We start from the raw sequence: 23,043 nt of genomic DNA on the forward strand, positions 1-23,043 counted from the left end.
ATCATGAGGGCATGAGCAGCACCGTCGTCCCGCCGCCCTCGGCCGTCCGCCAGGGTTTTCTCCGCACCCTGGTCCTTTGGCTGGCGATTCCGATGGCGGTGCTGGTGCCGCTCTGGGTGGTGGCCGGACGGGTGCTGTTTGGCATCGGCGGGCAGATGGTGCTCTGGCTGGGCATCAGCCTGGGCCCGGTGCTGCTGGTCTTGCTGTTGCTGACCGGCGTGAAGCTCCTCGAGACCGCCCGCCGGGGCCGGCTGCTTCCGGTGCGGGCCGTCGTGGTGCCGGCGCTGGCCTGGCTGCTGGCGTTCGCCTTCGGCTTCACCGTCCCGGACTTCGGCGGCGGCGCCGGAGAGGGCGCGTCCATCATGTCGCTGCTGGCCGGTCCGTCCGCCCTGGGAATGTCCACCGCACTGTGCAACCCGTTCGGGATCATCGCCGTGGGGCTGGCCATCGCGGCCACGGTTTTCGCCTACCGGGCCGCGGGCGATGCGCGTCGCGGCGTCACTGCCGACCGCCCCTGACGCAGGCGGGCCTGATGGTGCGCCTTAGGCCTGTTGTGCGTGCCGGGCTTCGCCGTTGCGCCGTACGTGACTGCGGGCATGCTCGACCGCCGCTTCCAGGTCGCCGAACAGGTGCCGGTCGTGGCGCAATGACTCCAAGACCCCGACCCGGCGGGCCAACTCCACATGGCGTTCTTGGATCCCCTTGATGAGCACGGTGACGCCGCGGCGCTCCAGCGCCGTGACCAGGTCGGCCACGACTTTGGCCCCGGTCGCGTCGAGAATCTGCAGCTGGGACATCCGGATGATCACCACCTGCACATTGCGGATGGAAGAGACTCGCTCCAGCACCCGGTCGGCCACGCCGAAGAACAGGGCGCCGTCGAGTCGGAAGACTGCGATCTGCTCGTCGCCGTCTGCGGCCGGTCCGGGGATGTCCTCCCGGTGGACGCCGCTGGAATTCCCCAACGCCCTCAGCGCGAAGAACCCGGCGAAGACGATGCCGATCACCACGGCCTGGATCAGGTCGAAGGACACCGTGACGACCGCGGTGACGATGAAGACCGTGGTGTCCGCCCGCGTGGAGCCGAACACGCTGCGCAAGGTGTTCAGCGAGACCATGCGGACGGCGGTCACCATCAGCACGCCGGCCAGCGCCGCCAGCGGGATCTGCGAGACGGGCCCGGTCGCCAGGTACACGACGCCCAGCAGCACCAAGGAATGCACGACGACGGAGGCCCGGGTCCGCCCGCCGGCGCGGATGTTCACTGCCGTCCGGGCGATGGCCCCGGTGGCAGGCATCCCACCGAAGAAGCCGGAGGCAACCGAGGCCAGGCCCTGGCCCACCAGCTCCCGGTCGGCGTCGTACGGGCCCGTGTCGGAGATGGATGCGGCTACCCGGGCCGAGAGCAGGGACTCGATGGCAGCCAGTGCTGCGATGGTGAGGGCAGGCGCGGCCAGTGCGCCCATTAGGGCCAGGTCGACGGCGGGCAGGGAAGGGGCCGGCAAGGAGCCGGGTAGTTCGCCGATCCGTGCAACGTCCAGATTCATCAGTTGGGCCACAAGCGTGGCGACGATGATCCCGATGATGGAGCCGGGCAGCTGTGGATTGATCTTCGGCGCGGCCACCATGATGCCGGCCACGATCAACGCCAGGATGACGGGCCAGAACAAGCCCGCCAACGAGGCCGTGCTCAAGGCTTCGACCGCCGACACGGCCGCGTTGGAGCTGGGCCCCGGTGCCGTCCCGAAGGCGGCCGGCACCTGCTGTATGAAGATGATGACGGCGATGCCCAGCGTGAAGCCCTCGATGACCGGCCACGGTATGAAGCTGACGGCACGGCCCAGTTTCAGCACACCGGCGGCGGCCACCATGACGCCGGCCATGAGCGTCAGCAGCGCGAGCGACGACACCCCGTGGCTCGCGATGACCGGCGCAAGCACCACCACCATGGCGCCGGTGGGTCCCGACACCTGGATGTTGGAACCACCGAAAACGGCAGCGACGATGCCGGCGACGATCGCGGTGATCAATCCCGACGCGGCGCCGGCACCCGAACTGACACCGAATGCCAAGGCCAGCGGCAGGGCGACGATACCCACGGTCACGCCCGCCACCAGGTCGTTCCGCCAGGTGCGCGGCAGCTGCGCGTAATCGGCCTTGCCGGGCAGCAGCGCGGCCGCAGCCCTCACCGACTTCATGGCGCCGGTTCCGGTTTGGTGCCCGCGTCCCGGGCTGATGCCGTCGGGCTGTTGTCGGCCGCACCGAAGCCGGCCAGTTGCTGCGTTGCGGTGTGCAGGAGCTGCTGCAGGAGGCTGCGGGCAACGGTCAGCAGGTCGGCCACCTGAGGGTACGCCAGGCGGTAGAAGACCTGCACGCCCCGGCGTTCGGCCAGGACGAGGTTGTGCCGGCGCAAGACGGACAGGTGCTGGGACAGGTTGGAGGCCTCTTGGCCCGTCTCGTTCATCAGCTCGGTCACGGTTACCTCGGGAGCGTCCGCGAGCAGTTCCAGCACCCGGATCCTGACCGGATGGGACAGTCCCTTGAACAGGTTGGCCTTGACTTCGTACAGCGGGGCGTCGGCAGCGGCAAATGGGTTCACGAGGGCTCCCTAGAGTTCATTACTTTAGGAAGCCATCATATAGCGTGCGTGCAGGCCACGCTAATGCCCCGCTCATGGCCCACGCGTCGCCTCACCAGCCAAGCGTCGCTCGGGCAAGGCCGCGCGGGCCCCGCCGCACGAACCCGCGTCTCGCGGTGCCGCGGTGCCGAGTTCCCGCCTGCTATCCGCCGGTGGGGGCGGAGGGGGGAACGAATCCGTCCTGTCCGGGTTCGTTCTCGTGCTCCGGGTCCTCGCTCTGGCGGTATTCGCCGTCCGGGCTCAGGCCCGGTACCCGCTGCCCCGCATTGAGCAGGCTGGAGGTGAAGTGCTCGCCGTCGAACGTGGCGGCGGAGTCGTTCTCCGGCTCCGGGGCGCCGATGTCGTGGCGCAGATGCTCGTCGTCGGGCATTGTGGATTCATCGCGTGGCTGGCTCATGGGTCGGTCAGCTTTCGTGCCGGAAACCGAGCTTGATGGTCACCTGCCAGTCGGCGACCCTGCCTTCGCTAAGGTGGCCGCGAACGGACTTCACTTCGAACCAGTCGAGGTTGCGCAGTGTCCTGGAGGCCTCGTTGATGGCGTTGGAGACCGCGGCATCGATCCCGTCGGGCGACGTACCCACAATCTCCGTGACGTTGTAGACGTGGTTGGCCATGCTTTCCTCCTCGAGAAGGTCCCGGGCCGGACGCCGCGGGAGAGATGGCTGCAACGCTAGCCTCCGATGTCCCCGCGGTCTAGGGCACGGCGGCCCGGAGCACGCCCTCGCCTCCAGGCGGCCGCCACGCCCGGCGGTCAGCCGAGCTTGGACGGCCTGACGCCCTCGTCTTCCACGGAATCCACGGGCTCGGTGTGGCGCCAGCGGGCCACCGCACTCATGCCATGGAAAATCAGCAGTGCCGCTGCCGAGCCCAGCGCGATGCCTTCGAACTGCAGCTCGCCTATCGCCCACTTGAAATTGGCGATGCCGATCACCAGGGCCACCCCTGCCACGGAGAGGTTGATGGGGTTGGCGAAGTTCACCCGGTTCTGGACCCAGATCCGCACCCCCAAAATGCCGATCATGCCGTAGAGCACGACGCCGGCGCCGCCCAGGACGCCGACCGGGACGGTGGCGATGGCGGCACCGAACTTCGGGAGCAAACTCAACAGGATGGCGACAATGCCGGCCACCCAGTATGCGGCGGTGGAGTAGACCTTGGAGGCCGCCATCACGCCGATGTTCTCGGCGTAGGTGGTGGTGCCGGAGCCGCCGCCGCTGCCGGCCAGCATGGTGGCCAGGCCGTCTGCCATCAACGCGCGGCCGGTGACGGGGTCAAGATCCTGCCCGGTCATCGCGGACACGGACTTCACGTGGCCGATGTTTTCTGCCACCAGGACCAACACGACGGGGAGGAACAGCCCGATCAGGGAGATGTGGAATTCCGGCGCGTGGAATTCGGGCAAACCAATCCAGGCAGCGTCATTGATCTTGGAGAAGTCCACCTCGCCCCGCAGGATGGCCACCACGTAGCCGACCAGCACGCCTATCAGGATGGACAACCGGCCCAGCAGCCCGCGGAACAACACCGTGACCAGCAGGATCGCGACGACGGTGACCAGCGCCGTCACGGGCCCCTTCTCGAAGTTCTGCTTGGCGGCCGGCGCCAGGTTGAGCCCGATCAGCGCAACAATGGCGCCGGTGACCACCGGCGGCATCACCACGTTGATCCAGCGCGTGCCGGCCTTGTGCACCAGCGCGCCGACCAGGAAGAGCAAGGCACCGGCCATGATGAGGCCGCCGAGCGCTCCGCCCATTCCGTGCTGATTCATGGCGGCGCCGATCGGGGCGATGAACGCGAAGCTGGAGCCCAGGTAACTGGGGACCCTGCCTGCCGTGATGATCAAAAACAGAATGGTGCCCACGCCGGAGAACAGCAGCGTGGTCGACGGCGGGAACCCGGTCAGCAGCGGGACCAGGAAGGTGGCGCCGAACATGGCGACCACGTGCTGGGCCCCGACGCCCATGGTGCGCGGCCAGGTGAGCCGCTCCTGGGGTCCGACTACCGTGCCCGGTGAAATGTTCTTGCCGTCGCCATGCAGGGCCCAACGGAACGGGGAAGATTTTGCAGGCGTGCTCATGGTGGGCCTCTTAGGGGGGAGTCAGCGGGAAAATGTCCGGGGGACATCCTACCGCCGGAATGGCGTGCCGGCTCGCCCGACCGGTCGCGGAGGCCGGGCGGGAACGGCCCGGCCTCCGTTGTCAGGCGGTGATCAGGCGATCACGGCGTCCACGATTGCCTTCGCCTCTGCCTGCACCTGCTGCAGATGGTCCTGGCCGCGGAAGGATTCGGCGTAGATCTTGTAGACGTCTTCCGTGCCGGAGGGCCGGGCCGCGAACCACGCGTTGTCGGTGGTGACCTTCAGCCCGCCGATCGGGGCGCCGTTGCCGGGCGCTTCGGTCAGCTTGGCGGTAATCGCCTCGCCGGCCAGTTCGGTGGCGGCCACGTCGGCGGCGGAGAGTTTCGCCAGCGCGGCTTTCTGCTCCCGGGTGGCCGCCGCGTCAATCCGTGCGTAGGACGGCGCCCCGAACTTCTCGGTCAGCCCCGCATAGAGTTCCGACGGCGAGTTTCCGGTCACCGCCACGATTTCGGAGGCCAGCAGCGCCAGCAGGATGCCGTCCTTGTCCGTGGACCACGGCTTGCCGTCGAACCGCACGAAGGAGGCGCCGGCCGACTCCTCGCCGCCGAAGACGCCTTCGCCGGAGAGCAGCCCGGGCACGAACCACTTGAAGCCCACGGGAACTTCCACCAGCTGCCGGCCCAAGTTGGCCGCTACCCGGTCGATCATCGAGGAGGACACCAGCGTCTTGCCCACGGACGCGTCGGCCGGCCAGTCCGGCCGGTGCCTGTAGAGATAGTCGATGGCCACGGCAAGGTAGTGGTTCGGGTTCATCAGCCCGGCATCAGGGGTCACGATTCCGTGCCGGTCCGCGTCGGCGTCGTTGCCGGTGGCGATGTCGAAGGCGGCGCCGCCGCCGCGAACGGCGTTGATCAGCGAGGCCATTGCCGACGGCGACGAGCAGTCCATCCGGATCTTCTCGTCCCAGTCCAGGGTCATGAACGCCCATTGCGGGTCCACCGCCGGATTGACCACGGTCAGGTCCAGCCGGTGCCGCTCGGCGATGGCGGCCCAGTAGTCCACCGAGGCTCCGCCCATCGGGTCGGCACCGATCCGCACGCCGGCGGAACGGATGGCGTCCAGGTCCAGCACCTTCGGCAGGTCGTCCACGTACGCGGCCAGGAAGTCGTACGTACCGATGGACCCGGAGAACCGGGCCTGTCCCAGCGTGATCCGCTTGACGCCGCGCAGGCCCGCCTCCAGCAGTTCGTTGGCGCGGGCGGCAATCCACCCGGTGGCATCCGAGTCGGCCGGACCGCCGTGCGGCGGGTTGTACTTGAAGCCCCCGTCGCCGGGCGGGTTGTGCGAGGGGGTGATCACGATGCCGTCGGCCTGGGCATCCGGATGGGCCGCGTTATGGGTGAGGATTGCGTGGCTGACCGCCGGCGTCGGGGTCCACCCGGTCCGGGAATCGACCAGCACTGCCACACCGTTTCCGGCCAGCACCTCGAGGGCGGTGTCCTGGGCCGGATCCGAGAGGGAATGCGTGTCTTTGCCGACGAACAGCGGTCCGGCGATGCCCTGCCCGGCGCGGTACTCCACGATCGCCTGCGTGATGGCGGCGATGTGGTCCTCATTGAAGGATGCCTTCAGGCTGGAGCCGCGGTGCCCTGAGGTGCCGAAAACCACGCGCTGGGACGGGTCGGCCGGATCCGGCTTGACGTTGAAGTACGCGTCGCGGAGCGCGGTCAGGTCAACAAGGTCGCTGGGAAGGGCCACTGTGCCCGCACGGTTTGCCATCCCTCCAGCATGCCAAAAAACTATCGATCCGTGGCGATCGGGTGGCGGATCCCGCCCGATAGGCCCCGATCTTCCCGCGCGCCTAGACTGGTAGGCAGCACCGAAGCTGCGCAGCAGCGAATCAATTTCAGGGGGAATCAACAGTATGTCCGGCACGGAGAACAGGCCGCCCTTCAACGACCCGAAGCACCCGGGGTGGTACACCGATCCCAATGCGGGCCAGGCCTTGCCGCAGCCGCCGGCGCTGCCCGAGGCGGGGAACCCGTACTCCTACCAGCCCGGCCCCGGCGCGCAGCCGTATACCGGGCAGCAGCCGTACGGCGGACCGGACTACAACCAGCCGATGTACTACACGCCGCAGGTCGAGCCGAAGGGGCTGAGCATCGCGGCGCTGGTGCTGGGCATCGTCTCCGTGGTCACGTTCGGCTTCATGCTGGTCCCGCAGGTCCTGGCCATCGTGTTCGGCCACATCGCGCTGGGGAAGGAACCGGCCGGCCGCAGCATGGCGCTGGCCGGCCTGATCATGGGCTACGCGGTCACCGGCATCTGGTGCCTGCTGATCTTCATCGGCGTCCTCGCCGGGGCGTAGGTCCGGCCGGCGCCTCGTTACGTCGCTGGTCGGCTTCACCCGCTTCCCCCCGTCGACTATTCAGCTCCTGCCCTGCTGAGTGCTCAGAAGGGGCCGGAGCTGAAAAGTGGATGAGGAAAAGGCCCCTCACGACGGCGATGCCCGGGCGGGAGTGAATCTCCGCCCGGGCATCGCCATCGTCGTTAAGGTTCCGTCCTAGCGGATGCCGCCCATCAGCTTCTTCAGGGACGGCACGGCCGCGGCCAGGCCGACGCCGAGGATGATCGCCGTCACCCCGATGAAGCCGAAGTACGGGGCTTCATTCGCCGGGTCGTAGTAGCCGGCCAGGATGCCCGCCAGCGTGGTGCCCAGCGAGATGGAGAGCAGGAACAGCGCCACCATCTGGGTCTGGAAGGCCTTCGGCGCCAGCTTGGTGGACACCGAGGAGCCGGTCGGGGAGAGGAACAATTCCGCCATGGTGAACAGGAACAGGATGCCGACCATGGCCAGCAGCGGGGTGGAGTTGGCGCCGCCGCCGGTGAGCGGGATGAACGCCAGGAACGCCAGGCCCATCACGACCAGGCCCAGGGCGAACTTCAGCGGCGAGCTGGGCTGCTTGGGGCCGAGCTTGGTCCACAGGGCAGCGAAGATGCCGGCGAAGATGATGATGAAGACCGGGTTGATGGACTGCACCCAGCTGGCCGGCATTTCCCAGCCGCCCAGCGTGCGGTCCAGCTGCTTGTCCGCGTACAGGGCCACCACGGTGAACTGCTGCTGGAACAGCGCCCAGAACGCGGCGGAGGCGATGAACAGCGGGATGAAGGCATAGACGCGCTTGCGCTCCACGGCGTCGACCTGCTTGCTGAAGAGGATCACCACGAAGTAGACCACGGCGGCGATGATCGCCAGCCAGGCCATGATCGGGGCCAGGTTCGAGGCGGTCACCAGGCCGAAGGCCACCAGCAGCACCATGACGACGACGGCGGCCACGGCCGCGGCGGCGACCTTGCCGTAGTTGCCCCGCGGCAGCGGGTTGGCCACATGGTGCGCGGCCTCGGGCAGGTTCTTGCGGGTCAGGGCGTACTGGGTCAGGCCGATGGCCATGCCCAGCGCCGCCAGGCCGAAGCCGTAGTGGAAACCGAGCTGCACCTGGGCCAGGCCGGTGAGCAGCGGGCCGAAGAGGCCGCCGATGTTCACGCCCATGTAGAAGATGGAGAAGCCGGCGTCGCGGCGGTCGTCCTTCAGGCTGTAGAGCGAGCCGACCAGCGAGCTGGCGGTGGCCTTGAGGCCGCCGGAGCCGATGGCCACCAGGATCAGGCCGATGGCCAGCCCGACGCCGCCCGGGATCAGGGCCAGCGCGATGTGGCCCAGCATGACCATGATGCCGGTGTAGAAGAGGACCTTTTCGGACCCCAGGATGCGGTCGGCCACCCATGCGCCGAGGATCGAGGAGAGGTACACGCCGCCGCCGTAGGCGCCCACCAGGCCGGTGGCGATTCCTTCGTCGATCCCGAGGCCGCCCTCGGCGACCGAGTAGTACATGTAGTAGAGCAGGATGCCCTGCATGCCGTAGAAGGAGAAACGCTCCCAGAGTTCTACGGAGAAAAGATTCGCCAGCATCCGTGGATGCCCGAAGAAGGTTTTGCCGGTTTGGGTGGACTGTTTTGTTGTTTCCGGCTGCGGATTCCCGGACTGCACGGTATTGCTCACGGTGTTCTATTCTGACAGTCCCCTACATGAAATGTCATATTCTGCGCCCGTGGCCGGGCGGCGTGTTAATGCAAATCCGCAGGTCAGGCCGGGGTTGCAGGATTCATCGCACGCCCTCCAGCTGCGCGGCGGCGGCCAGCAGCATGGCCTCCGAGCCGGGCTTGCCGATCAGCTGGACGCCCATGGACAGGCCCTCCTCGGTGGTGCTGACGGGAACGGCGATCGCGGGCAGCCCGCACACGTTGACCAGCGAGGTGTACGGCGAATACTGGCACTGGCGCATGTAGTCCACGTCTGCGCTGTTGGAGGTGTACCAGCCAACCGGCCGGGGGGTCTGGGCCAGCGCGGGCGTCAGAACCAGGTCGTACCGGCCGAACTGTGCCCGGGTGTCGTCCTGGAAACGCGCCAGCGTGGCCAAGGCGTCCGGCAGCGCCTCCGGCCCGCGCTTCAGGGCGCGGCGGCGGAAGGACCGGGTGAGCGGCATGAGCTGCGGTTCGTGGCCGGCCTGCAGCTCCAGCCGGGTCAGGCCGGAGGTCCAGACGGTGGCAAACGCCTCCGGGTAGCGGTTGTCGTAGCGGATCTCCGCTTCGTCGAGCGCGTGGCCCATCCCCAGCAGCAGCTCCACCGCGGTATCCAACGCCTCGCGCGCCTCCGGCTCCAGCGACAGCGGGTAGGCGGACTCGAACGGAGAGTCGGTGCTGATGCCGATCCGAAAGCGCCCTTCGGCGCGAAGCGCGGCGGCCAGGAAACCGGGTTCCCCCGGGAAGGCCGCGCGGGCCAGCTGCTCGTCCGCCATGGCGTCCATCAGCAGCCCGGCATCGGCCGCCGTGCGGGCCAGGGGCCCGGCGACCACCAGCCGGCCCGGGTCGTCTCCGATGCTGCCGGCCGGGAGCCGGCCGCGCCCCGGTTTCAACCCCACCAGCCCGGTGGCGGCCGCCGGAATCCGGATCGAGCCGCCGCCGTCCGAACCCGGGGCGAAGGGCAGCAGGCCGGCGGCCACGGCGGCCGCGCTACCGCCGGAGGAACCGCCCGGGCTCAGCGCCGGGTCCAGCGGGTTGCGGGCCGGCGGCGCCACACGGTTCTCGCTGTAGGAGGTCAGCCCGAATTCGGGGACCTGGGTCTTGCCGAGGCTGATGCTGCCGGCGGATTCGAGGACGTTCACCAAGGGGTGGTTGGCCAGGGCGGGCCGATGCTCCAGGGCCGCGCTGCCGTGGGTGGTCGGGACGCCGGCCACATCCGTGAGGTCCTTGTAGGCCACCGGCAGGCCGTGCAGCCGGCCCAGGGTCCCGCCGCGTGCCTGGTGGTCGTCCGCGGCGCGTGCCTGCTTGAGCGCCTGGTCGGCGGTGACGGCGATGAAGGCGCCGAGCCTGGGATTCAGGGCATCGATGCGCTGGAGGTAATGCTCCGTCAGTTCGAGGGCGGACAGTTCGCCGCGGGCCACGGCGTCGCGCTGGGCGACGGCCGTCAAGTCATGCAAAGCAGTCATCGCCCGTAAGCGTAGCCCCGCCCGGCGGTGCGGGCTAATCCGCGCGCCGGGTCAGCCGAGGAACCTGGTGTCGATCGGTTCCTCCACCGCGATGGCGTCGGGCCCGTCCCCGGCCTGGGCTGTCACGCGGTAGGCGAGTTTCCCGTCGGTCTCGCTGACCGCCTCGGCCAGATGGGTGCCGCGGTAGACCAGTCCGACGCCGTCATCGGTGCAGTGCGTTTCGCCCAGGATGCCGTCCGCCACGAGCCGGTGCACCAACGGCCGGCGCTGCGGTTCCGAGTCGTAGTGGACGCCGTTGTCGTAGGGCAGCAACGCCAGCCCGTTCGTGACCGGCCGCAGCTCGGGGCCGAAGGAGTCGGTGGTGCCGCCACGGAACCAGCAGATGGAACCGGCGGAGACCCCTGCCAGCACCACGCCGGCCTGCCAGACCCGCCTGAAAATGGCGTCCAGGCCGTGGACCCGCCACACCGCCAGCAGGTTCGCCACTGAACCGCCGCCCACCCACACCACATCCTGGCCCAGCAGGTGTTCCTCGATGTCCGCCACATTGGGCATGGTGAACAGGTTCAGATGGCTCAGGCCGTAACCGGCAACCCTGGCCGCCTCGTCCAGCTCGGCCTGGAGCCAGCGCTGGTCGCCGCCGGCGGTGCCCACGTGAACCAGCCTCGGTGCCCGCCCCGTGGGCCCCGCCAGTTCGACGGCGTGGTGCACCAGGTGGTGGAACGCGATCCGGCTGCGAACGCCGGCCGTGATTCCGCCGGACGTAGCAAGGATGGTCGGCTGGTCTGCGGCCATGGGTGCCCCTGTCTCATTACGGTGCGGCGGACGATCCCACTATAGGCTTGGAAAGGGGGCAAATCGCGGGTGCGCCCGGAGCAGGAATTCACCAGCGGCGGCGCGGCCCGCCGCGGATCACGGAGGTTGCCATGAGCGATATCGAGAATGTGGATGTCAACAGCATCGGCGGCGACGCCACCATTCTGGACGTGCGCGAGGACTATGAATGGGAAGCCGGACACATTGCGGGCGCCGTGCACATCCCGCTCAACGAGCTGCCGCTGCGCCTGGAGGAACTGGACCCCGACGTGGACCTGCATGTGGTGTGCCGCAGCGGCGGTCGGTCCTTCCGGGCAACCGAATGGCTGAACGGGAACGGGTACTCGGCGGTGAACGTGGACGGCGGGATGGGTGCCTGGCTGGACGCCGGCAAACCGATCGTCTCGGAGAACGGGCAGGAGCCCCGGGTCCAGTAATGGCAGGCGTCTACACCTTCCTGGGGCCGGAGGGAACCTTCACCGAGGCCGCCCTCCTCCAGGTTCCCGGGGCGGCTGCCGCGCGCCGGATTCCGGCCGCGAGTGTCGACGCCGCCGTGGACGCCGTTCGCGCGGGCGAAGCCGGCGCGGCCATGGTCCCGATCGAAAACTCGGTCGAGGGCGGCGTCAGCGCCACGCTGGATGCCATCGCGGGAGGCGAGCCGCTGCGCATCATCGGCGAGGAACTCGTGCCCATCCGCTTTGTGCTGGCGGTCCGGCCCGGAACCGAGCCGGGAGACGTCGCGGTGGTGTCCACCCATCCGCATGCCTGGGCGCAATGCCGTGCCTGGGCCGCCGCGAACATTCCCCAAGCGGAATATCTGCCGGCGTCCTCGACGGCGGCGTCCGCGGTGGGACTGCTGGAGCCCGGGGCCGGCTACGAGGCGGCGATCTGCTCGCCGCTGGTGGCCCGGCAGCGCGGGCTGCGCGTGCTCGCCGAGGATATCGGCGATATTCCAGACGCCGTCACCCGGTTCATTCTGGTGAGCCGCCCCGGTGTCCTGCCCGCTCCGACCGGCGCCGACAAGACCACCCTGGTGGTCCCGCTGCCGCAGGACCGTCCGGGGGCGCTGGGGGCAATCCTGGAACAATTTTCCAGCCGGGGCGTGAACCTGAGCCGGATCGAGTCCCGCCCCACCGGCCAGTTTTTGGGAGATTATTTCTTCAGCCTCGATGCCGAAGGCCACCTCGCCGAGGAGCGGGTGGCCGACGCCGTCCGCGGGTTGCACCGGATCAGCCCCGGCATCCGGTTCTTGGGCTCCTACCCGCGCGCCGACCGCCGCGGACTGACTGTTCCGCGCCGCAACCAGGACGAGGCATTCCGGGAGGCCGACCGCTGGGTGCAGGACCTGCTGTCGGCCCGCTGACCGGCCCTGCCGGACTGTCGACCCGCGGTTATGGTCAGTATGCTGAGGAAAACCGCACCTGCGAACCAAGGATCGGAGCACCATGACGCAGCAGAACGACAGGGACCAGTACCAGGACGGGGAGCCGACGCCGGTGGAGGCGCTCAACCAGACTCCGAGTGAAAATCGCGCGGGCGACCTGGGGGACCAGGGCAACGACCTGCGCTTCGCCGAGGAGCAGCAGTTGATCGACCAGCAGGCGGCCGGCGAATTCCCGGTTCCCCGGGACGAAGACCTGCAGCAGCCGGATGCGGATGTCCCGGCGCTCGAAGCAGACGAACAACCCATCGACGTTCCGGGCGAGGAACTGCACAACACCGACCGGGCCGATGCCAGCGACGATCCGCTCAACACCGGGGGCGACGACACGTAAACACCTCCGTTCCGGGCGGCCGCCGGCCCAGGTGGCCGCCCGGCCGCTGCAGGCCCAAGCCCGCCGGCCCAGGTGGCCGCCCGGGCGCGGCAGGCCTAGTCGGCCACCCGGTGGCTGCCGGCGGAGGGGAGCGACTCGGTGCGCACCGCCAGCGACCGCGGCCTGACCTGGACGGTCAGCGACGTGACCGGCCCGGAGGGATCGCCGTCGAGCTGGCTTCCCATCGGCTCGTGCGCCGTGATGCGGACCTTCCGCCCGCGGTGATACTCGATCACGGGAATCGGCGCGCTGTGCCGCACCAGCGTCTTGGCGGCAATCCACAACCAGCCGATTGCGCTGCGCGGACTGAGCACCACGATGTCCAGTTCGCCGTCGTCGATTTGCGCGGTGGGGATGAAATCGATCCCCGCCGGCAACTTCCCGCAGTTGGCCAGCAGGATGCTGCGGACGCGGCGGGGCCGGGCGGGCCCGTCGTCGATGCTGACCATGACCCGCTCCCGCTGGCCGGCGAGGTGGCGGACGCCGGCTTCGGAATAGGCCATCCAGCCGAACCGGCGCTTCAGGTCGTCGCGGGTGTCGGCCAGAACATCCGCATCCACGCCGATGCCGGCGATCACCAGGAAGCTGTCCTGCGACCGTTCGCCGGTCGCCTCGTTCTCCAAGATGATGTCGGCGGTGTCGATCTTGCGGATGATCCCGTGCAGCGCCACGTGGATGTTGGTCCGCAGGGCCGCCGGATCCAGACCCAGATTGCGTGCCAGCAGGTTGCCGGTGCCCAGCGGCAGCACCCCCATCGGCACCTGGGTGCCGGACAGTTCCGAGGCCACCACCCGGATCGTGCCGTCTCCGCCGCCGGCGATCACCACGTCCGCACGCTCGGCGATGGCCCGCCTGGCTTGTCCGTGGCCCGGGTCCTCGGGCGTGGTTTCCAACACCAGGGGCGGGCTCCAACCGGCCGCCGCGCAGGCTGCCTCCACATCGCGGCGGGCCTCGGCGGCCGCGTTCTTGGCCGGGTTCAGGATGAAGACCACGCGCTGGTCGGGCAGGCCCGGGGAAGGCGCAAGTGCGGCCGGCACCGCTGCCCGGCGGCGCCCCAGCATGCCGCGAAGGCCCGGCCATCCCACCGCCAAGGCGGCCACCGCTAGCAGGATGATGAGGGCGGGCATCCATTCGGCAGTCATGTTGGTCATAGACTATCCAGCCCCGCCGCTTTGGCCCATTGAGGCCCGCGACCGGGTGCGGCGGGCGCGGAGCGAGGCCGGAAAGCCTTTTTCGGTACCCTTAGCAGGTGATCGATGTAAACGAACTCCGCGCCAATCCAGAGATTTTCCGTGCCTCCCAGCGCGCCCGGGGCGCCGACGAGTCGGTGGTCGATGCCGTGATCGCCGCCGATACGGCACGCCGGGAAGCGATCAACCGTTACGAGGGGCTGCGCGCCGAACAGAATCTCTTCGGCAAGAAGGTGGCCCAGGCCACGGGCGGGGAGAAGGCAGAGCTTCTGGCCCAGGTCAAGGAGTTGGCAGCATCGGTCAAGGAAGCCCAGGCCGCGTCGGATGCCGCCCGGAACCAGCAGGAATCGCTGCTGCGCAGCATACCCAACCGGATCGAAGACGGTGTTCCGGCCGGCGGCGAGGACGACTTCACGGTGCTCAAGACGGTCGGCGAGCCCCGGGACTTCGCCCGGGACGGGTTCGAGCCGAAGGACCACCTGGCCATCGGCGAGCTGATCGGTGCCATCGACATGGAACGCGGGGCCAAGGTTTCGGGCTCCCGCTTCTACTTCCTCAAGGGCGTGGGCGCCCGGCTGGAGGTTGCCCTGATGAACATGGCGCTGGACCAGGCCGTGTCCAACGGCTTCATCCCCATGATCACCCCCACCCTGGTCCGCCCCGAAACCATGCAGGGGACCGGCTTCGATGTGGAGCACGACGACGAGATCTACCGGCTGGAACGGGACAACCTGTACCTCACGGGCACCTCGGAGGTGGCGCTCGCGGGCTACCACGCGGACGAGATCCTGGACCTGTCCGCCGGGCCGACGCGCTACGCCGGCTGGAGCTCCTGCTACCGCCGTGAGGCCGGGGCCGCCGGCAAGGACACCCGGGGCATCATCCGCGTGCACCAGTTCAACAAACTGGAAATGTTCATCTACTGCCAGGTCGAGGAGGCCGCCGACGAGCACGCCCGCCTGCTCGCCTGGGAAGAAGAAATGCTGGCCAAGGTGGAACTGCCCTACCGGGTGATCGACACCGCTGCGGGAGACCTGGGCATGAGCGCGGCCCGCAAGTTCGACTGCGAGGCCTGGGTGCCCACCCAGGAGGCCTACCGGGAGCTGACGTCCACCTCCAACTGCACGACCTTCCAGGCCCGCCGGTTGAACATCCGTGAACGCCAGGCTTCGGCGGACGGCGAAAAGAAGGGCACGAGGGCGGTGGCCACCCTGAACGGGACCCTTGCCACCACGCGCTGGATCGTCGCCATCCTCGAGCACCACCAGAACGCCGACGGCTCCGTGAATGTGCCTGCCGCGCTGCGGCCCTACCTGGGCGGCATGGACGTCCTTCCGGTGCTCTCCTAGCGCGCCGTTCCGCCCCGCCGGCGGCACTGCGGTGCCGTCGCGGCGGGGCCGCGTTCACCGGCACTTCATTCGCCCGTAGAAAATTTCCTACCCGCGTGTCTGCCCCCCATGTTTGACTAGGGACATGACAACTACAGCTGACAAGGCTAACGCTGGCATCGACGACCAGCGGATTGCTACGGAAGATATGACAAACGATAAAAACGAAGCCCGGCGCCACAACTTCGTGGAGAACGGGTCCCGCAAACTCGTGGCGCTGGATGTGGACGGCACCCTGGTCAACCACGACGGCCACATGAGCGATGCCGTGCGCGAAGCAGCGCGCGCCGTCGTCGACGCCGGCCACGAGGTGGTCGTCTCCACCGGACGGTCCCTGAATGCAACGCTGCCGATCATCCAATTGATCGGCGTCACCAAGGGGTACGCCGTCTGCTCCAACGGCGGTGTCACCCTTCGGATCGACACGTCGCTGGAGGACGGCTACGAGGTGATCGACCGGGTGACGTTCAACCCCGGACCGGCCTTGCGGGTGATGCGGTCCAAGCTGCCCACCGCCAAGTTTGCGCTCGAGGACGAAGAGGGCAATTTCCTGGCCACGGAGCGCTTCCAGGACGCCAGCTTCGGCATCGAGGCCAAGGGCGTCGACTTCGAGGCGCTGCTGGAGTCCACGGCCGTGCGCGTGGTGGTCTCCAGCGCCGAAAACACTCCCGAGGAGTTCAAGGAAGCCATCGACACGGCGGGGCTCAAGGGCGTGACGTACTCGGTGGGCTGGACCGCGTGGCTGGACATCGCGGCCAACGGCGTGACCAAGGCCAGCGCGCTGGAATCCCTGCGCCGGAAGCTGGACGTCGAGCCGTCGCATACCGTCGCCATGGGCGATGGCCGCAACGACATCGAAATGCTGGACTGGGCCGCCCGGGGCGTCGCGATGGGACAGGCGCCCGAGGAGGTCCTGGCCGTCGCCCACGAGGTCACGGGAACCGTCGAGGAAGACGGGGCAGCAGTCGTGCTGCGCAGCCTGCTGGACTGAGGCGTGCCCGGCTGATCCACCCGGAGGAGGTGCCCGGGTGAATCCCGGGCACACCTGTTGCCGCCGGCTGCCTCGATAGTGGGGGCTGCGGTTCTCAGGCTCCGCTGATCCCGAAGAGGCCGATGACCAGTGCCATGACCAGGAACGTCACGAGTTCGTGCACGGTGTTCAGGACGGTCAGTCCGACCGGCCGGCCCTCGAAGGCATCGTGCGTGGCGAAGCGGGCGGCGGTGAAGCCGGCCCAGAGGATGATGGCGGTCAGCACCGTGTTCCACAGGAAGTTGCCGCCGTAGAAATCCTGCGCGATGGCCGCCGAACCCGCCAGCACCCACGCGCTGATCAGGCTGACGATCACCGTGATGATGATCGGGCGTACGGCGCTTTTGCCGTCGCCGGGGCTGACGTTGGCAACCCTCATCCAGTAGTTGCCGAAGACCTTCGGCGTGTACCAGACAGATCCGACGATCAGGGTCGAAAGGGTGGCCACGATGACCGCCCAAATGTTGATCTCCGGAACCATATTGAACACTCCTTGTGTCGTTGACCCGCGGGCGGAGGCGGGCGCCGTCTCCCTCGGAGTCTAGACGCCGCCCGCCGGTATTGCCGTAGCTTCCGGGGCCGTCAGCGCGGCGGGGCGACGGCGGCCGGGGAGGCGGGCCCGTGGACAAGGTCCAGCAGCCGGGCGGCGGCCGGACGGCAGGCCCACTCCTCCACCCAGTGCGAGCGGACCACCGCCTTGCTCACGGCCTGGCTGGTGATGCCCAGTTCTTCGGCAACGTACTTTTGCTGGCCGCGCGCTCCCGGCGTCATCAGGTCCAGCACCTTCCACTCCGCGTCGGTGCGGGTGGCGACGATTTGGCCGATGAGCCGCAGCACGGCTTCTGCTTCGGCGGCGACCTCAGCATCGGGCCCGGACACGGCCAGCGGAACGCGCTCACCGGTTTTCCGGGCCCGGTTCACCGCGCGCCGTGCGTAGACCAGGCCGTACCCTTCGGCGTCCTTGATGTCCTCCGGAAGCGGCGGCCGCAGTTCGCCCACGCCGATTCCCACATGCCAGCGCCTGGCGCGCAGCGCGATCAGGGCGGCGTCGATGGCCGTGGATGGCTTCTCGACCGCGCCGATCGCTTCGTCGCCGACAGACCGCTGAAAGGGGATCGCCGCGGGCAGGTGGCGCAGCGCCTTGATCAGGGCGGGCACCTGGTCGCCCGCCTCGCGGGAATCGCGCTGGTTGATCGTGAGCACGTACATGGCACCAGTATTGCGCCCGTCCGGGCAGGAACAACCGATTCCGGTTGGCTGGTGTGTCCTGCCGCCGGTCGCCCCCGGGGAAGGCAAAAGCGGCCCGGACCTGAAGGGTCCGGACCGCCGTCGCTGTTCCTGCCGGTTTCGAGCGGCAAGGCTCGGTTCAGGCCGGGCGTGGCTGCCCGGCCGTTCGTCGCCGGTTGGCCTTAGCCCTGGGCGGCGAAGCGCCGGATGGAGGCTTCCAGTTCGGCCTCGGCGGCGGCGCGGTCGGCCCAGCCCTCGGCCTTGACCCACTTGCCCGGCTCCAGGTCCTTGTAGCGGGTGAAGAAGTGCTCGATTTCCTTGACGAGGAACTCCGGCACGTCGGACAGCTCCTGGATGTGGTCGAAGCGCTTGTCGGCCGGAACGCACAGCACCTTGGCGTCGCCGCCGCCGTCGTCGGTCATGTTGAAGACGGCGATGGGGCGGGATTCGACCACGACACCGGGCAGCAGGTCGTAGTCCTGCAGCATGACCATCGCGTCCAGCGGATCGCCGTCTTCGCCCAGGGTGTCCTCGAAGAAGCCGTAGTGGGTGGGGTACTGCATGGAGGTGAACAGCACCCGGTCCAGGCGGAGGCGGTGGGTTTCATGGTCGATTTCGTACTTGACGCGCGAACCCTTGGGGATCTCGATGGTGACGTCATGCTGCATGGCTTCGCTCCTTGGAGGCGTTCGGAAATTGGCTTCGGCGCCGCCGATGCACGGCCGTGGCCCGGCGCCGGACTACGCTTAACGATATAGGTCTTGCCCTTCCGTACCGGCATCGGGGTTGGCGCGGGGCGTTCCCAACACTTCAAGATCCTCAGGAGGGGCAGCATGGGGCGTGGCTTCCGTGTGCTCACCTCCGGGCTGCTGGCAGTCGTCTTCGCCGTGCTGGCCGTGCCGGCCGCCCTGAACCTCGGCCAGGCCATCGATTGGCCGGAGCCGGAGCCGGTTATCAGCACCCCTGCGGCGCAATTGCCGCCCACCGAGCTGGCAGAGCCGCAGCCGCTTAAGCCGGCCGGCGAGGCGCCGGTGCCGGATCCGGCCGTGCTGGATGCGGCCCTGGACCGGGCCTTGGCGTTCGACGGCGCCGGCGGGTTCACGGGGATCGTCACCGACGCGGCCAGCGGCGACGTGCTGTACGACGAGGCAGCCGGCGAGCCGCTGGTGCCGGCATCCAACCTGAAGCTGCTGACCGCCGTCGCCGCCCTGGACACCATCGGTGCCGGCCACCGGTTCACTACCTCGGTCAAGCGCGGCGGCAAGCCGGGCGTGGTCTATCTGGTCGGCGGCGGGGATGCCTTGCTGGGTGCCGGGGAATCCAAGCCCGGCGCGGTCTGGGGCGAAGCCGGGCTGGCAACGCTGGCAGCCGAAGCGGCCGGGCAGCTGGCCGCCGACGGGTACACCGGTGAACTCTCGGTGGCGGTGGACGATTCCCTCTACTCCGGGGCCGTCATCAGCGCCGCCTGGGACCCGGGCGACGTGAAGAACGGCGAAATTTCCGCCGTGTACCCGCTCGCCCTGTACGCCGGGCGGGAACAGGCCGACGGCGGCGGCGACCTGGTGGCCGACGCCGCCGCGCTGGCCGGGGCGGCGTTCCGCGACGCGCTGGCCGAAGCCGTGGCCGGGCAGGGACTCACGGTGAAGGCCGCGGTGGCACGGGAAGCGGCACCGGCTGACGCGGACGTGTTGGCCGAGGCGGATTCCGCGCGCGTGGCCGATCAGGTGGCATACATGATGCAGCATTCGGACAACTACGTGGCGGAGGTCCTCGCGCGCAACACGGCCGTGGCGGCGGGCAAGCCCGGCTCCTTCGCGGGCGGCACCGAAGCCATCCGCGAGGCGGCGGGCCTGGCGGGCATTCCCGTGGAGGGCATGGTGCTCGCCGATGCCAGCGGCCTGTCCATGGACAACCGGGTCAGTCCTGCCCAGCTGGCCGCGGCGGTCAGGTTGATGACCTCCTCCGAGGACGCGGACCTGCGGGCCGGGATCGGCTCCCTGCCGGTCGCCGGCCTGACCGGCACCCTGTCGGGGCGCTACCTGGAAAACAACCCCGCCGGCGCCGGGCTGGTCCGGGCCAAGACCGGCACCCTGAACACCGTGACGTCGCTCAGCGGCTATGTGGCCAGCGCCGACGGACGCCTGCTGGTGTTCGCCTTCGTGGCCAACGGCCTGAAAGGCTCGACCGACGCCGCGCGCGTGGCCGCCGACCGGGCGGCGACCGTGCTGGCCGGCTGCGGCTGCCGCTGAGCCAGGCCCGGAAGCCGCGGCCGCCGGCTACTCTTCCGCCGACCTTGGCTGCTGAGCCACGGCCGCCGGCTACTCTTCCGCCGACCCCGGCCGCTGAGCCACGGCCGCCGAGCTGCTCCAATCGATGCCCGCCGGTAGTGACCGGCTCGCCGCTGATGTGATCTGATGGGACGCATGGACAGTAGCGCACCGACCCCCAGTGAATCCGGCGCCACCCCAGGCCCCGCCCCGCGGTTGGTCAACTGGGAACTGGCCGCGTCCACGGCAGCCACGCTGACCCCCGCCGGCCCCCGGATGAAGGCCGCGGAAATGCGCGCCGCCGTGGCCGAGATGCGCCGGCTGGCGGAAGAGTCGGTGGACCACGTGCACCGCATCACCGGGTTGGAGGCCGCCCGCGACCTGCGCGACTCCGATGTGCTGATCGTGGACCGCGCCGCTTGGTCCAGGGCAAACGCCCGCAGTTTCGAGGTCATGCTGGCCCCGGCTATCGCCGCGCTCGCCGAAAAGCGCCCGGATCAGCTCAAGAACGCCACCACGGCCGTGGGCAGCGTGCTCACCGGCACCCAGATGGGCGCCATCCTCTCCTTCCTCTCCAGCAAGGTGCTGGGCCAGTACGACCCCTTCTGCTCCCTGTTGCCCGGCGGCCCGGCCGCCGGGCGGCTGATGCTGGTGGCGCCGAACATCGTGACCGTGGAGCGGGAACTGAATGTGGTGCCCGCCGACTTCCGCCTCTGGGTGTGCCTGCACGAGCAGACCCACCGGGTGCAGTTCGCCGCGGCCCCCTGGCTGCGCGACCACATGATGGAGCAGATCGGCGGGCTGTCGTCCTCGCTGGTGGAAAAGGCGGACACCCTCGGCGAGCGGCTGCAGCAGACGGTCAAGGCGGCCGTCGCCGCGGCCAGGGACAGCGGAAAGGACGACGGCGAAGGGCCGGGTTCGTCGCTGAAGGGTTCCCTCCTCGATCTGATCCAAGGGCCGGAAGAGAAGGCCGTCTTCTCCCACCTGACCGCCGTGATGAGCCTGCTGGAGGGCCACGCCAACGTGGTGATGGACGCGGTCGATTCCTCGCTGGTCCCGACGGTCAAGACCATCCGCCAACGTTTCAACGCGCGCGGCAAGAGCCGCGGCGCGCTGGAAAACTGGATCCGCAAACTCATGGGCCTCGATGCCAAGGCCCGGCAGTACTCCGACGGCGCCAAGTTCGTCCGTGCGGTGACCCGGCAGATCGGCATGGAGGGTTTCAACCAGGTCTGGGAGCGTCCCGAAAACCTGCCCACGGAAGAGGAGATCCACCACCCCGACCTGTGGGTCAGCCGGATGGACCTCAGCCGCGCATGAGCGGTGTTGCAGCGGACCGGCGCAAGCCCCGGTTGCATCCGCGGGTGGCAGACGCCCGGCACCAGCTGCGCCAGGCGCTGGAACAGTTCGGTCCGCCGGCAGCGACCGCCCGCGGCGCCGAACCGCAGCTGTTGCTGGTGGCCTGCAGCGGGGGACCGGATTCGCTGGCCCTGGCCGTCGCGGCGGAATTCTTCAACCGGCCGGCCCGCAACGGCGTCCGTCCCTATCGGGTGGGGGCCGTCGTCGTCGACCATGGCCTGCAACAGGGCAGCGCGGCGGTGGCCGAGGGTGCCCGGCTGCAGCTCGAAACGCTGGGACTGGCCCCGGTCCAGGTCCGCCGGGTTGCCGTGGAAGCGGCCGGCATGGGACCGGAGGCGGCCGCCAGGACGGCACGCTACGCGGCGCTGGATGCCGCCGCGGCGGAACTCGGGGCCGCGGCGGTGCTGCTGGGGCACACCCTGGACGACCAGGCCGAGCAGGTACTGCTGGGCCTGGGCCGCGGCTCGGGCACGCGGTCGTTGGCCGGCATGCCGGTGAAGCGGGGCCGGTATCTGCGCCCGTTCCTGTCGCTGCGCCGGCAAGACACCGAGGAGGTGTGCGCGGTTGCCGGGCTGCAGCCCTGGCACGACCCGGCCAACAGTGATCCGCAGTACATGCGCTCCCGCATCCGGATGCGGGTGATGCCGTTCTTGGAAGACGAGATGGGTCCCGGCGTCGCCCAGGCGCTGTGGCGGTCGGCACAGATTCTGGCCGCCGACGCCGACTACCTGCAGGCACAGGCGGCCGAGGAATACCGCCGGCTGCGGGTGGTCACACCGGACGGGCTGGAGCTGCCACGGGAAGGCATGGAACAACTCCCGGCCGCCATGAAGCACCGCGTGCTCGCCCTGGCCGCCGCCGAACTGGGCGGCGAAAACCCCAGCTACGAACGGCTGCAGGCGGCCGAATCGCTGCTGCGCCGCCAAGGCTCGGCCGGCCCGGTGCAGCTGGCCGGATTCGTCAGTGTCTACCGCCGGACTGCTGCCAACGCGGTTCACCAAGATGGCACCGGCTATGGCAATCTTGTGTTGAGAACAACTGGCCGCAGCCCCGGCCAGACAGACCGCTAGACCCGGGAGCATGTGGTGGATTCCAACGACGTCCAGGCAGACCTCAAGCACGTCCTCTACACCAAGGAGCAGATCCAGCAGCGCGTCGCCGAGCTGGCTGCCGAAATCGACAGGGACTATGAAGGGCGCGACCTGTTGATCGTCGGCGTCCTCAAGGGCGCGGTGATGGTCATGGCGGACCTGGCCCGGGCACTGCACAGCCACGTCAAGATGGACTGGATGGCCGTATCCTCCTACGGCTCCGGCACCCAGTCCTCCGGCGTCGTGCGGATCCTGAAGGACCTCGAGACGGACTTGATGGGCAAGCATGTGCTCATCGTTGAGGACATCATCGACTCCGGCCTCACCCTGTCCTGGCTGAAGACCAACCTGATTTCGCGCGGCCCGGCCAGCGTGGAAATCTGCACCCTGCTGCGCAAGCCCGATGCCGCCAAGGTGGAAATCGACGTCAAGTACGTCGGCTACGAGATCCCGAACGAATTCGTGGTGGGCTACGGGCTGGACTACGCCGAGCGCTACCGCAACCTGGACTTCATCGGCACCCTGGCACCGCACATCTACGAATAACCGCCGCACCGTCCGCCGCAGGCTAGGCTACGCCCAGAGGGAACTAATGCCCTCCCT

The 23,043-nt window shown here is 69.0% G+C and carries 24 protein-coding genes; 11 read left to right on the top strand and 13 right to left on the bottom strand.

Features of this window, described 5'->3' with window-relative positions:
* Positions 1–11 precede the first annotated feature (11 nt).
* Entirely contained in the window at positions 12–518 is a 507-nt protein-coding gene (locus AC5RWG_RS10515; protein WP_494049164.1) for a hypothetical protein, read from the top strand.
* 24 nt (positions 519–542) lie between these two features.
* On the opposite strand, the gene AC5RWG_RS10520 is transcribed toward AC5RWG_RS10515, so the two are convergent.
* From AC5RWG_RS10520 to pgm, 6 genes are all read right to left on the bottom strand, one after another.
* Entirely contained in the window at positions 543–2,198 is a 1,656-nt protein-coding gene (locus tag AC5RWG_RS10520) for a SulP family inorganic anion transporter (RefSeq protein ID WP_494074767.1), read from the bottom strand.
* Positions 2,195–2,599 carry an ArsR/SmtB family transcription factor gene (locus tag AC5RWG_RS10525; RefSeq protein ID WP_494013396.1) on the bottom strand — a complete coding sequence of 135 codons (405 nt, stop codon included), beginning with the start codon at positions 2,597–2,599 and terminating at the stop codon, positions 2,195–2,197. Before AC5RWG_RS10525 ends, AC5RWG_RS10520 begins: the two co-directional genes overlap by 4 nt.
* Before the next feature lie 181 nt (positions 2,600–2,780).
* Positions 2,781–3,035, bottom strand: a complete 255-nt coding sequence (locus tag AC5RWG_RS10530) for a hypothetical protein (protein WP_494013395.1) — start codon at positions 3,033–3,035, stop codon at positions 2,781–2,783.
* A gap of 7 nt (positions 3,036–3,042) precedes the next feature.
* A complete protein-coding gene (locus AC5RWG_RS10535) occupies positions 3,043–3,252 on the bottom strand; it encodes a dodecin (RefSeq protein ID WP_494013394.1) in 210 nt (69 codons plus the stop codon).
* Positions 3,253–3,389: 137 nt separating this feature from the next.
* The gene (locus AC5RWG_RS10540; protein WP_494013393.1) at positions 3,390–4,715 is read right to left on the bottom strand and encodes a uracil-xanthine permease family protein; all 1,326 of its coding nucleotides are present in this window, start codon (positions 4,713–4,715) and stop codon (positions 3,390–3,392) included.
* A gap of 132 nt (positions 4,716–4,847) precedes the next feature.
* On the bottom strand, positions 4,848–6,494 hold the full coding sequence (gene pgm / locus AC5RWG_RS10545) for a phosphoglucomutase (alpha-D-glucose-1,6-bisphosphate-dependent) (protein WP_494013392.1): 1,647 nt from the start codon (positions 6,492–6,494) through the stop codon (positions 4,848–4,850).
* 145 nt (positions 6,495–6,639) lie between these two features.
* Here pgm and AC5RWG_RS10550 point away from each other — a divergent pair, with 145 nt between their 5' ends.
* Positions 6,640–7,083, top strand: coding sequence for a DUF4190 domain-containing protein (locus AC5RWG_RS10550; protein ID WP_494001911.1), 444 nt, complete (start codon positions 6,640–6,642; stop codon positions 7,081–7,083).
* Positions 7,084–7,278: 195 nt separating this feature from the next.
* On the opposite strand, the gene AC5RWG_RS10555 is transcribed toward AC5RWG_RS10550, so the two are convergent.
* The 3 genes from AC5RWG_RS10555 to AC5RWG_RS10565 all read right to left on the bottom strand — a co-directional run bounded on the left by AC5RWG_RS10555 (position 7,279) and on the right by AC5RWG_RS10565 (position 11,053).
* Positions 7,279–8,772, bottom strand: a complete 1,494-nt coding sequence (locus tag AC5RWG_RS10555; protein WP_494166872.1) for a peptide MFS transporter — start codon at positions 8,770–8,772, stop codon at positions 7,279–7,281.
* Positions 8,773–8,875: 103 nt separating this feature from the next.
* Positions 8,876–10,258, bottom strand: a complete 1,383-nt coding sequence (locus tag AC5RWG_RS10560; RefSeq protein ID WP_494166873.1) for an amidase — start codon at positions 10,256–10,258, stop codon at positions 8,876–8,878.
* A 51-nt stretch (positions 10,259–10,309) separates the two neighbouring features.
* The gene (locus AC5RWG_RS10565; protein WP_494001914.1) at positions 10,310–11,053 is read right to left on the bottom strand and encodes a Type 1 glutamine amidotransferase-like domain-containing protein; all 744 of its coding nucleotides are present in this window, start codon (positions 11,051–11,053) and stop codon (positions 10,310–10,312) included.
* A 131-nt stretch (positions 11,054–11,184) separates the two neighbouring features.
* Here AC5RWG_RS10565 and AC5RWG_RS10570 point away from each other — a divergent pair, with 131 nt between their 5' ends.
* The 3 genes from AC5RWG_RS10570 (at position 11,185) to AC5RWG_RS10580 (ending at position 12,849) form a co-directional block, all read left to right on the top strand.
* Positions 11,185–11,511: a rhodanese-like domain-containing protein gene (locus AC5RWG_RS10570; RefSeq protein WP_494001915.1), complete on the top strand. Its 327-nt coding sequence runs from the start codon at positions 11,185–11,187 to the stop codon at positions 11,509–11,511.
* Positions 11,511–12,437: a prephenate dehydratase gene (pheA, locus tag AC5RWG_RS10575; RefSeq protein WP_494001916.1), complete on the top strand. Its 927-nt coding sequence runs from the start codon at positions 11,511–11,513 to the stop codon at positions 12,435–12,437. The genes AC5RWG_RS10570 and pheA overlap by 1 nt, the downstream gene beginning before the upstream one ends.
* An 82-nt stretch (positions 12,438–12,519) precedes the next feature.
* Positions 12,520–12,849 carry a hypothetical protein gene (locus AC5RWG_RS10580; protein WP_494013383.1) on the top strand — a complete coding sequence of 110 codons (330 nt, stop codon included), beginning with the start codon at positions 12,520–12,522 and terminating at the stop codon, positions 12,847–12,849.
* A gap of 95 nt (positions 12,850–12,944) precedes the next feature.
* Here the strand turns inward: AC5RWG_RS10580 and AC5RWG_RS10585 are convergent, their stop codons facing one another.
* The gene (locus AC5RWG_RS10585) at positions 12,945–14,039 is read right to left on the bottom strand and encodes a diacylglycerol/lipid kinase family protein (protein ID WP_494166874.1); all 1,095 of its coding nucleotides are present in this window, start codon (positions 14,037–14,039) and stop codon (positions 12,945–12,947) included.
* A gap of 98 nt (positions 14,040–14,137) precedes the next feature.
* On the opposite strand from AC5RWG_RS10585, the gene serS reads away from it, so the two are divergent.
* Both serS and AC5RWG_RS10595 read left to right on the top strand, forming a co-directional pair.
* Complete coding sequence (gene serS / locus AC5RWG_RS10590) at positions 14,138–15,427, top strand: serine--tRNA ligase (RefSeq protein WP_494166875.1); 1,290 nt, start codon at positions 14,138–14,140, stop codon at positions 15,425–15,427.
* Positions 15,428–15,614: 187 nt separating this feature from the next.
* Positions 15,615–16,457, top strand: coding sequence for an HAD family hydrolase (locus AC5RWG_RS10595; RefSeq protein ID WP_494013381.1), 843 nt, complete (start codon positions 15,615–15,617; stop codon positions 16,455–16,457).
* 94 nt (positions 16,458–16,551) lie between these two features.
* On the opposite strand, the gene AC5RWG_RS10600 is transcribed toward AC5RWG_RS10595, so the two are convergent.
* The 3 genes from AC5RWG_RS10600 to AC5RWG_RS10610 all read right to left on the bottom strand — a co-directional run bounded on the left by AC5RWG_RS10600 (position 16,552) and on the right by AC5RWG_RS10610 (position 18,391).
* Positions 16,552–16,977 (bottom strand): DUF1761 domain-containing protein, encoded by a 426-nt coding sequence (locus AC5RWG_RS10600; RefSeq protein ID WP_494166876.1) that lies wholly within the window; start codon positions 16,975–16,977, stop codon positions 16,552–16,554.
* 101 nt (positions 16,978–17,078) lie between these two features.
* A complete protein-coding gene (locus AC5RWG_RS10605) occupies positions 17,079–17,705 on the bottom strand; it encodes a hypothetical protein (RefSeq protein ID WP_494166877.1) in 627 nt (208 codons plus the stop codon).
* 200 nt (positions 17,706–17,905) lie between these two features.
* Entirely contained in the window at positions 17,906–18,391 is a 486-nt protein-coding gene (locus AC5RWG_RS10610; protein WP_494001923.1) for an inorganic diphosphatase, read from the bottom strand.
* A 165-nt stretch (positions 18,392–18,556) separates the two neighbouring features.
* Here AC5RWG_RS10610 and dacB point away from each other — a divergent pair, with 165 nt between their 5' ends.
* The 4 genes from dacB (at position 18,557) to hpt (ending at position 22,986) form a co-directional block, all read left to right on the top strand.
* Positions 18,557–19,972, top strand: a complete 1,416-nt coding sequence (dacB, locus tag AC5RWG_RS10615; RefSeq protein WP_494166878.1) for a D-alanyl-D-alanine carboxypeptidase/D-alanyl-D-alanine endopeptidase — start codon at positions 18,557–18,559, stop codon at positions 19,970–19,972.
* Positions 19,973–20,146: 174 nt separating this feature from the next.
* Entirely contained in the window at positions 20,147–21,310 is a 1,164-nt protein-coding gene (locus AC5RWG_RS10620) for a zinc-dependent metalloprotease (protein WP_494023925.1), read from the top strand.
* The gene (gene tilS, locus AC5RWG_RS10625; RefSeq protein WP_494166879.1) at positions 21,307–22,419 is read left to right on the top strand and encodes a tRNA lysidine(34) synthetase TilS; all 1,113 of its coding nucleotides are present in this window, start codon (positions 21,307–21,309) and stop codon (positions 22,417–22,419) included. The genes AC5RWG_RS10620 and tilS overlap by 4 nt, the downstream gene beginning before the upstream one ends.
* A gap of 15 nt (positions 22,420–22,434) precedes the next feature.
* Positions 22,435–22,986, top strand: a complete 552-nt coding sequence (gene hpt / locus AC5RWG_RS10630) for a hypoxanthine phosphoribosyltransferase (RefSeq protein ID WP_494001927.1) — start codon at positions 22,435–22,437, stop codon at positions 22,984–22,986.
* Positions 22,987–23,043 lie beyond the last annotated feature (57 nt).

This window comes from Arthrobacter sp. Y3221160 (genome assembly GCF_059092585.1).

Excerpts from the sequence above, each read along its gene's own strand:
- dacB (WP_494166878.1), top strand. The coding sequence starts at position 18,557 with ATGGGGCGTGGCTTCCGTGTGCTCACCTCCGGGCTGCTGGCAGTCGTC.
- AC5RWG_RS10605 (WP_494166877.1), bottom strand. The coding sequence starts at position 17,705 with ATGTACGTGCTCACGATCAACCAGCGCGATTCCCGCGAGGCGGGCGAC.
- AC5RWG_RS10540 (WP_494013393.1), bottom strand. The coding sequence starts at position 4,715 with ATGAGCACGCCTGCAAAATCTTCCCCGTTCCGTTGGGCCCTGCATGGC.
- pgm (WP_494013392.1), bottom strand. The coding sequence starts at position 6,494 with ATGGCAAACCGTGCGGGCACAGTGGCCCTTCCCAGCGACCTTGTTGAC.
- AC5RWG_RS10550 (WP_494001911.1), top strand. The coding sequence starts at position 6,640 with ATGTCCGGCACGGAGAACAGGCCGCCCTTCAACGACCCGAAGCACCCG.
- AC5RWG_RS10620 (WP_494023925.1), top strand. The coding sequence starts at position 20,147 with ATGGACAGTAGCGCACCGACCCCCAGTGAATCCGGCGCCACCCCAGGC.
- AC5RWG_RS10595 (WP_494013381.1), top strand. The coding sequence starts at position 15,615 with ATGACAAACGATAAAAACGAAGCCCGGCGCCACAACTTCGTGGAGAAC.
- AC5RWG_RS10585 (WP_494166874.1), bottom strand. The coding sequence starts at position 14,039 with ATGACCAACATGACTGCCGAATGGATGCCCGCCCTCATCATCCTGCTA.
- AC5RWG_RS10580 (WP_494013383.1), top strand. The coding sequence starts at position 12,520 with ATGACGCAGCAGAACGACAGGGACCAGTACCAGGACGGGGAGCCGACG.
- AC5RWG_RS10570 (WP_494001915.1), top strand. The coding sequence starts at position 11,185 with ATGAGCGATATCGAGAATGTGGATGTCAACAGCATCGGCGGCGACGCC.
- AC5RWG_RS10610 (WP_494001923.1), bottom strand. The coding sequence starts at position 18,391 with ATGCAGCATGACGTCACCATCGAGATCCCCAAGGGTTCGCGCGTCAAG.
- tilS (WP_494166879.1), top strand. The coding sequence starts at position 21,307 with ATGAGCGGTGTTGCAGCGGACCGGCGCAAGCCCCGGTTGCATCCGCGG.
- AC5RWG_RS10520 (WP_494074767.1), bottom strand. The coding sequence starts at position 2,198 with ATGAAGTCGGTGAGGGCTGCGGCCGCGCTGCTGCCCGGCAAGGCCGAT.
- pheA (WP_494001916.1), top strand. The coding sequence starts at position 11,511 with ATGGCAGGCGTCTACACCTTCCTGGGGCCGGAGGGAACCTTCACCGAG.
- AC5RWG_RS10530 (WP_494013395.1), bottom strand. The coding sequence starts at position 3,035 with ATGAGCCAGCCACGCGATGAATCCACAATGCCCGACGACGAGCATCTG.
- AC5RWG_RS10535 (WP_494013394.1), bottom strand. The coding sequence starts at position 3,252 with ATGGCCAACCACGTCTACAACGTCACGGAGATTGTGGGTACGTCGCCC.
- AC5RWG_RS10560 (WP_494166873.1), bottom strand. The coding sequence starts at position 10,258 with ATGACTGCTTTGCATGACTTGACGGCCGTCGCCCAGCGCGACGCCGTG.
- AC5RWG_RS10600 (WP_494166876.1), bottom strand. The coding sequence starts at position 16,977 with ATGGTTCCGGAGATCAACATTTGGGCGGTCATCGTGGCCACCCTTTCG.
- AC5RWG_RS10565 (WP_494001914.1), bottom strand. The coding sequence starts at position 11,053 with ATGGCCGCAGACCAGCCGACCATCCTTGCTACGTCCGGCGGAATCACG.
- AC5RWG_RS10515 (WP_494049164.1), top strand. The coding sequence starts at position 12 with ATGAGCAGCACCGTCGTCCCGCCGCCCTCGGCCGTCCGCCAGGGTTTT.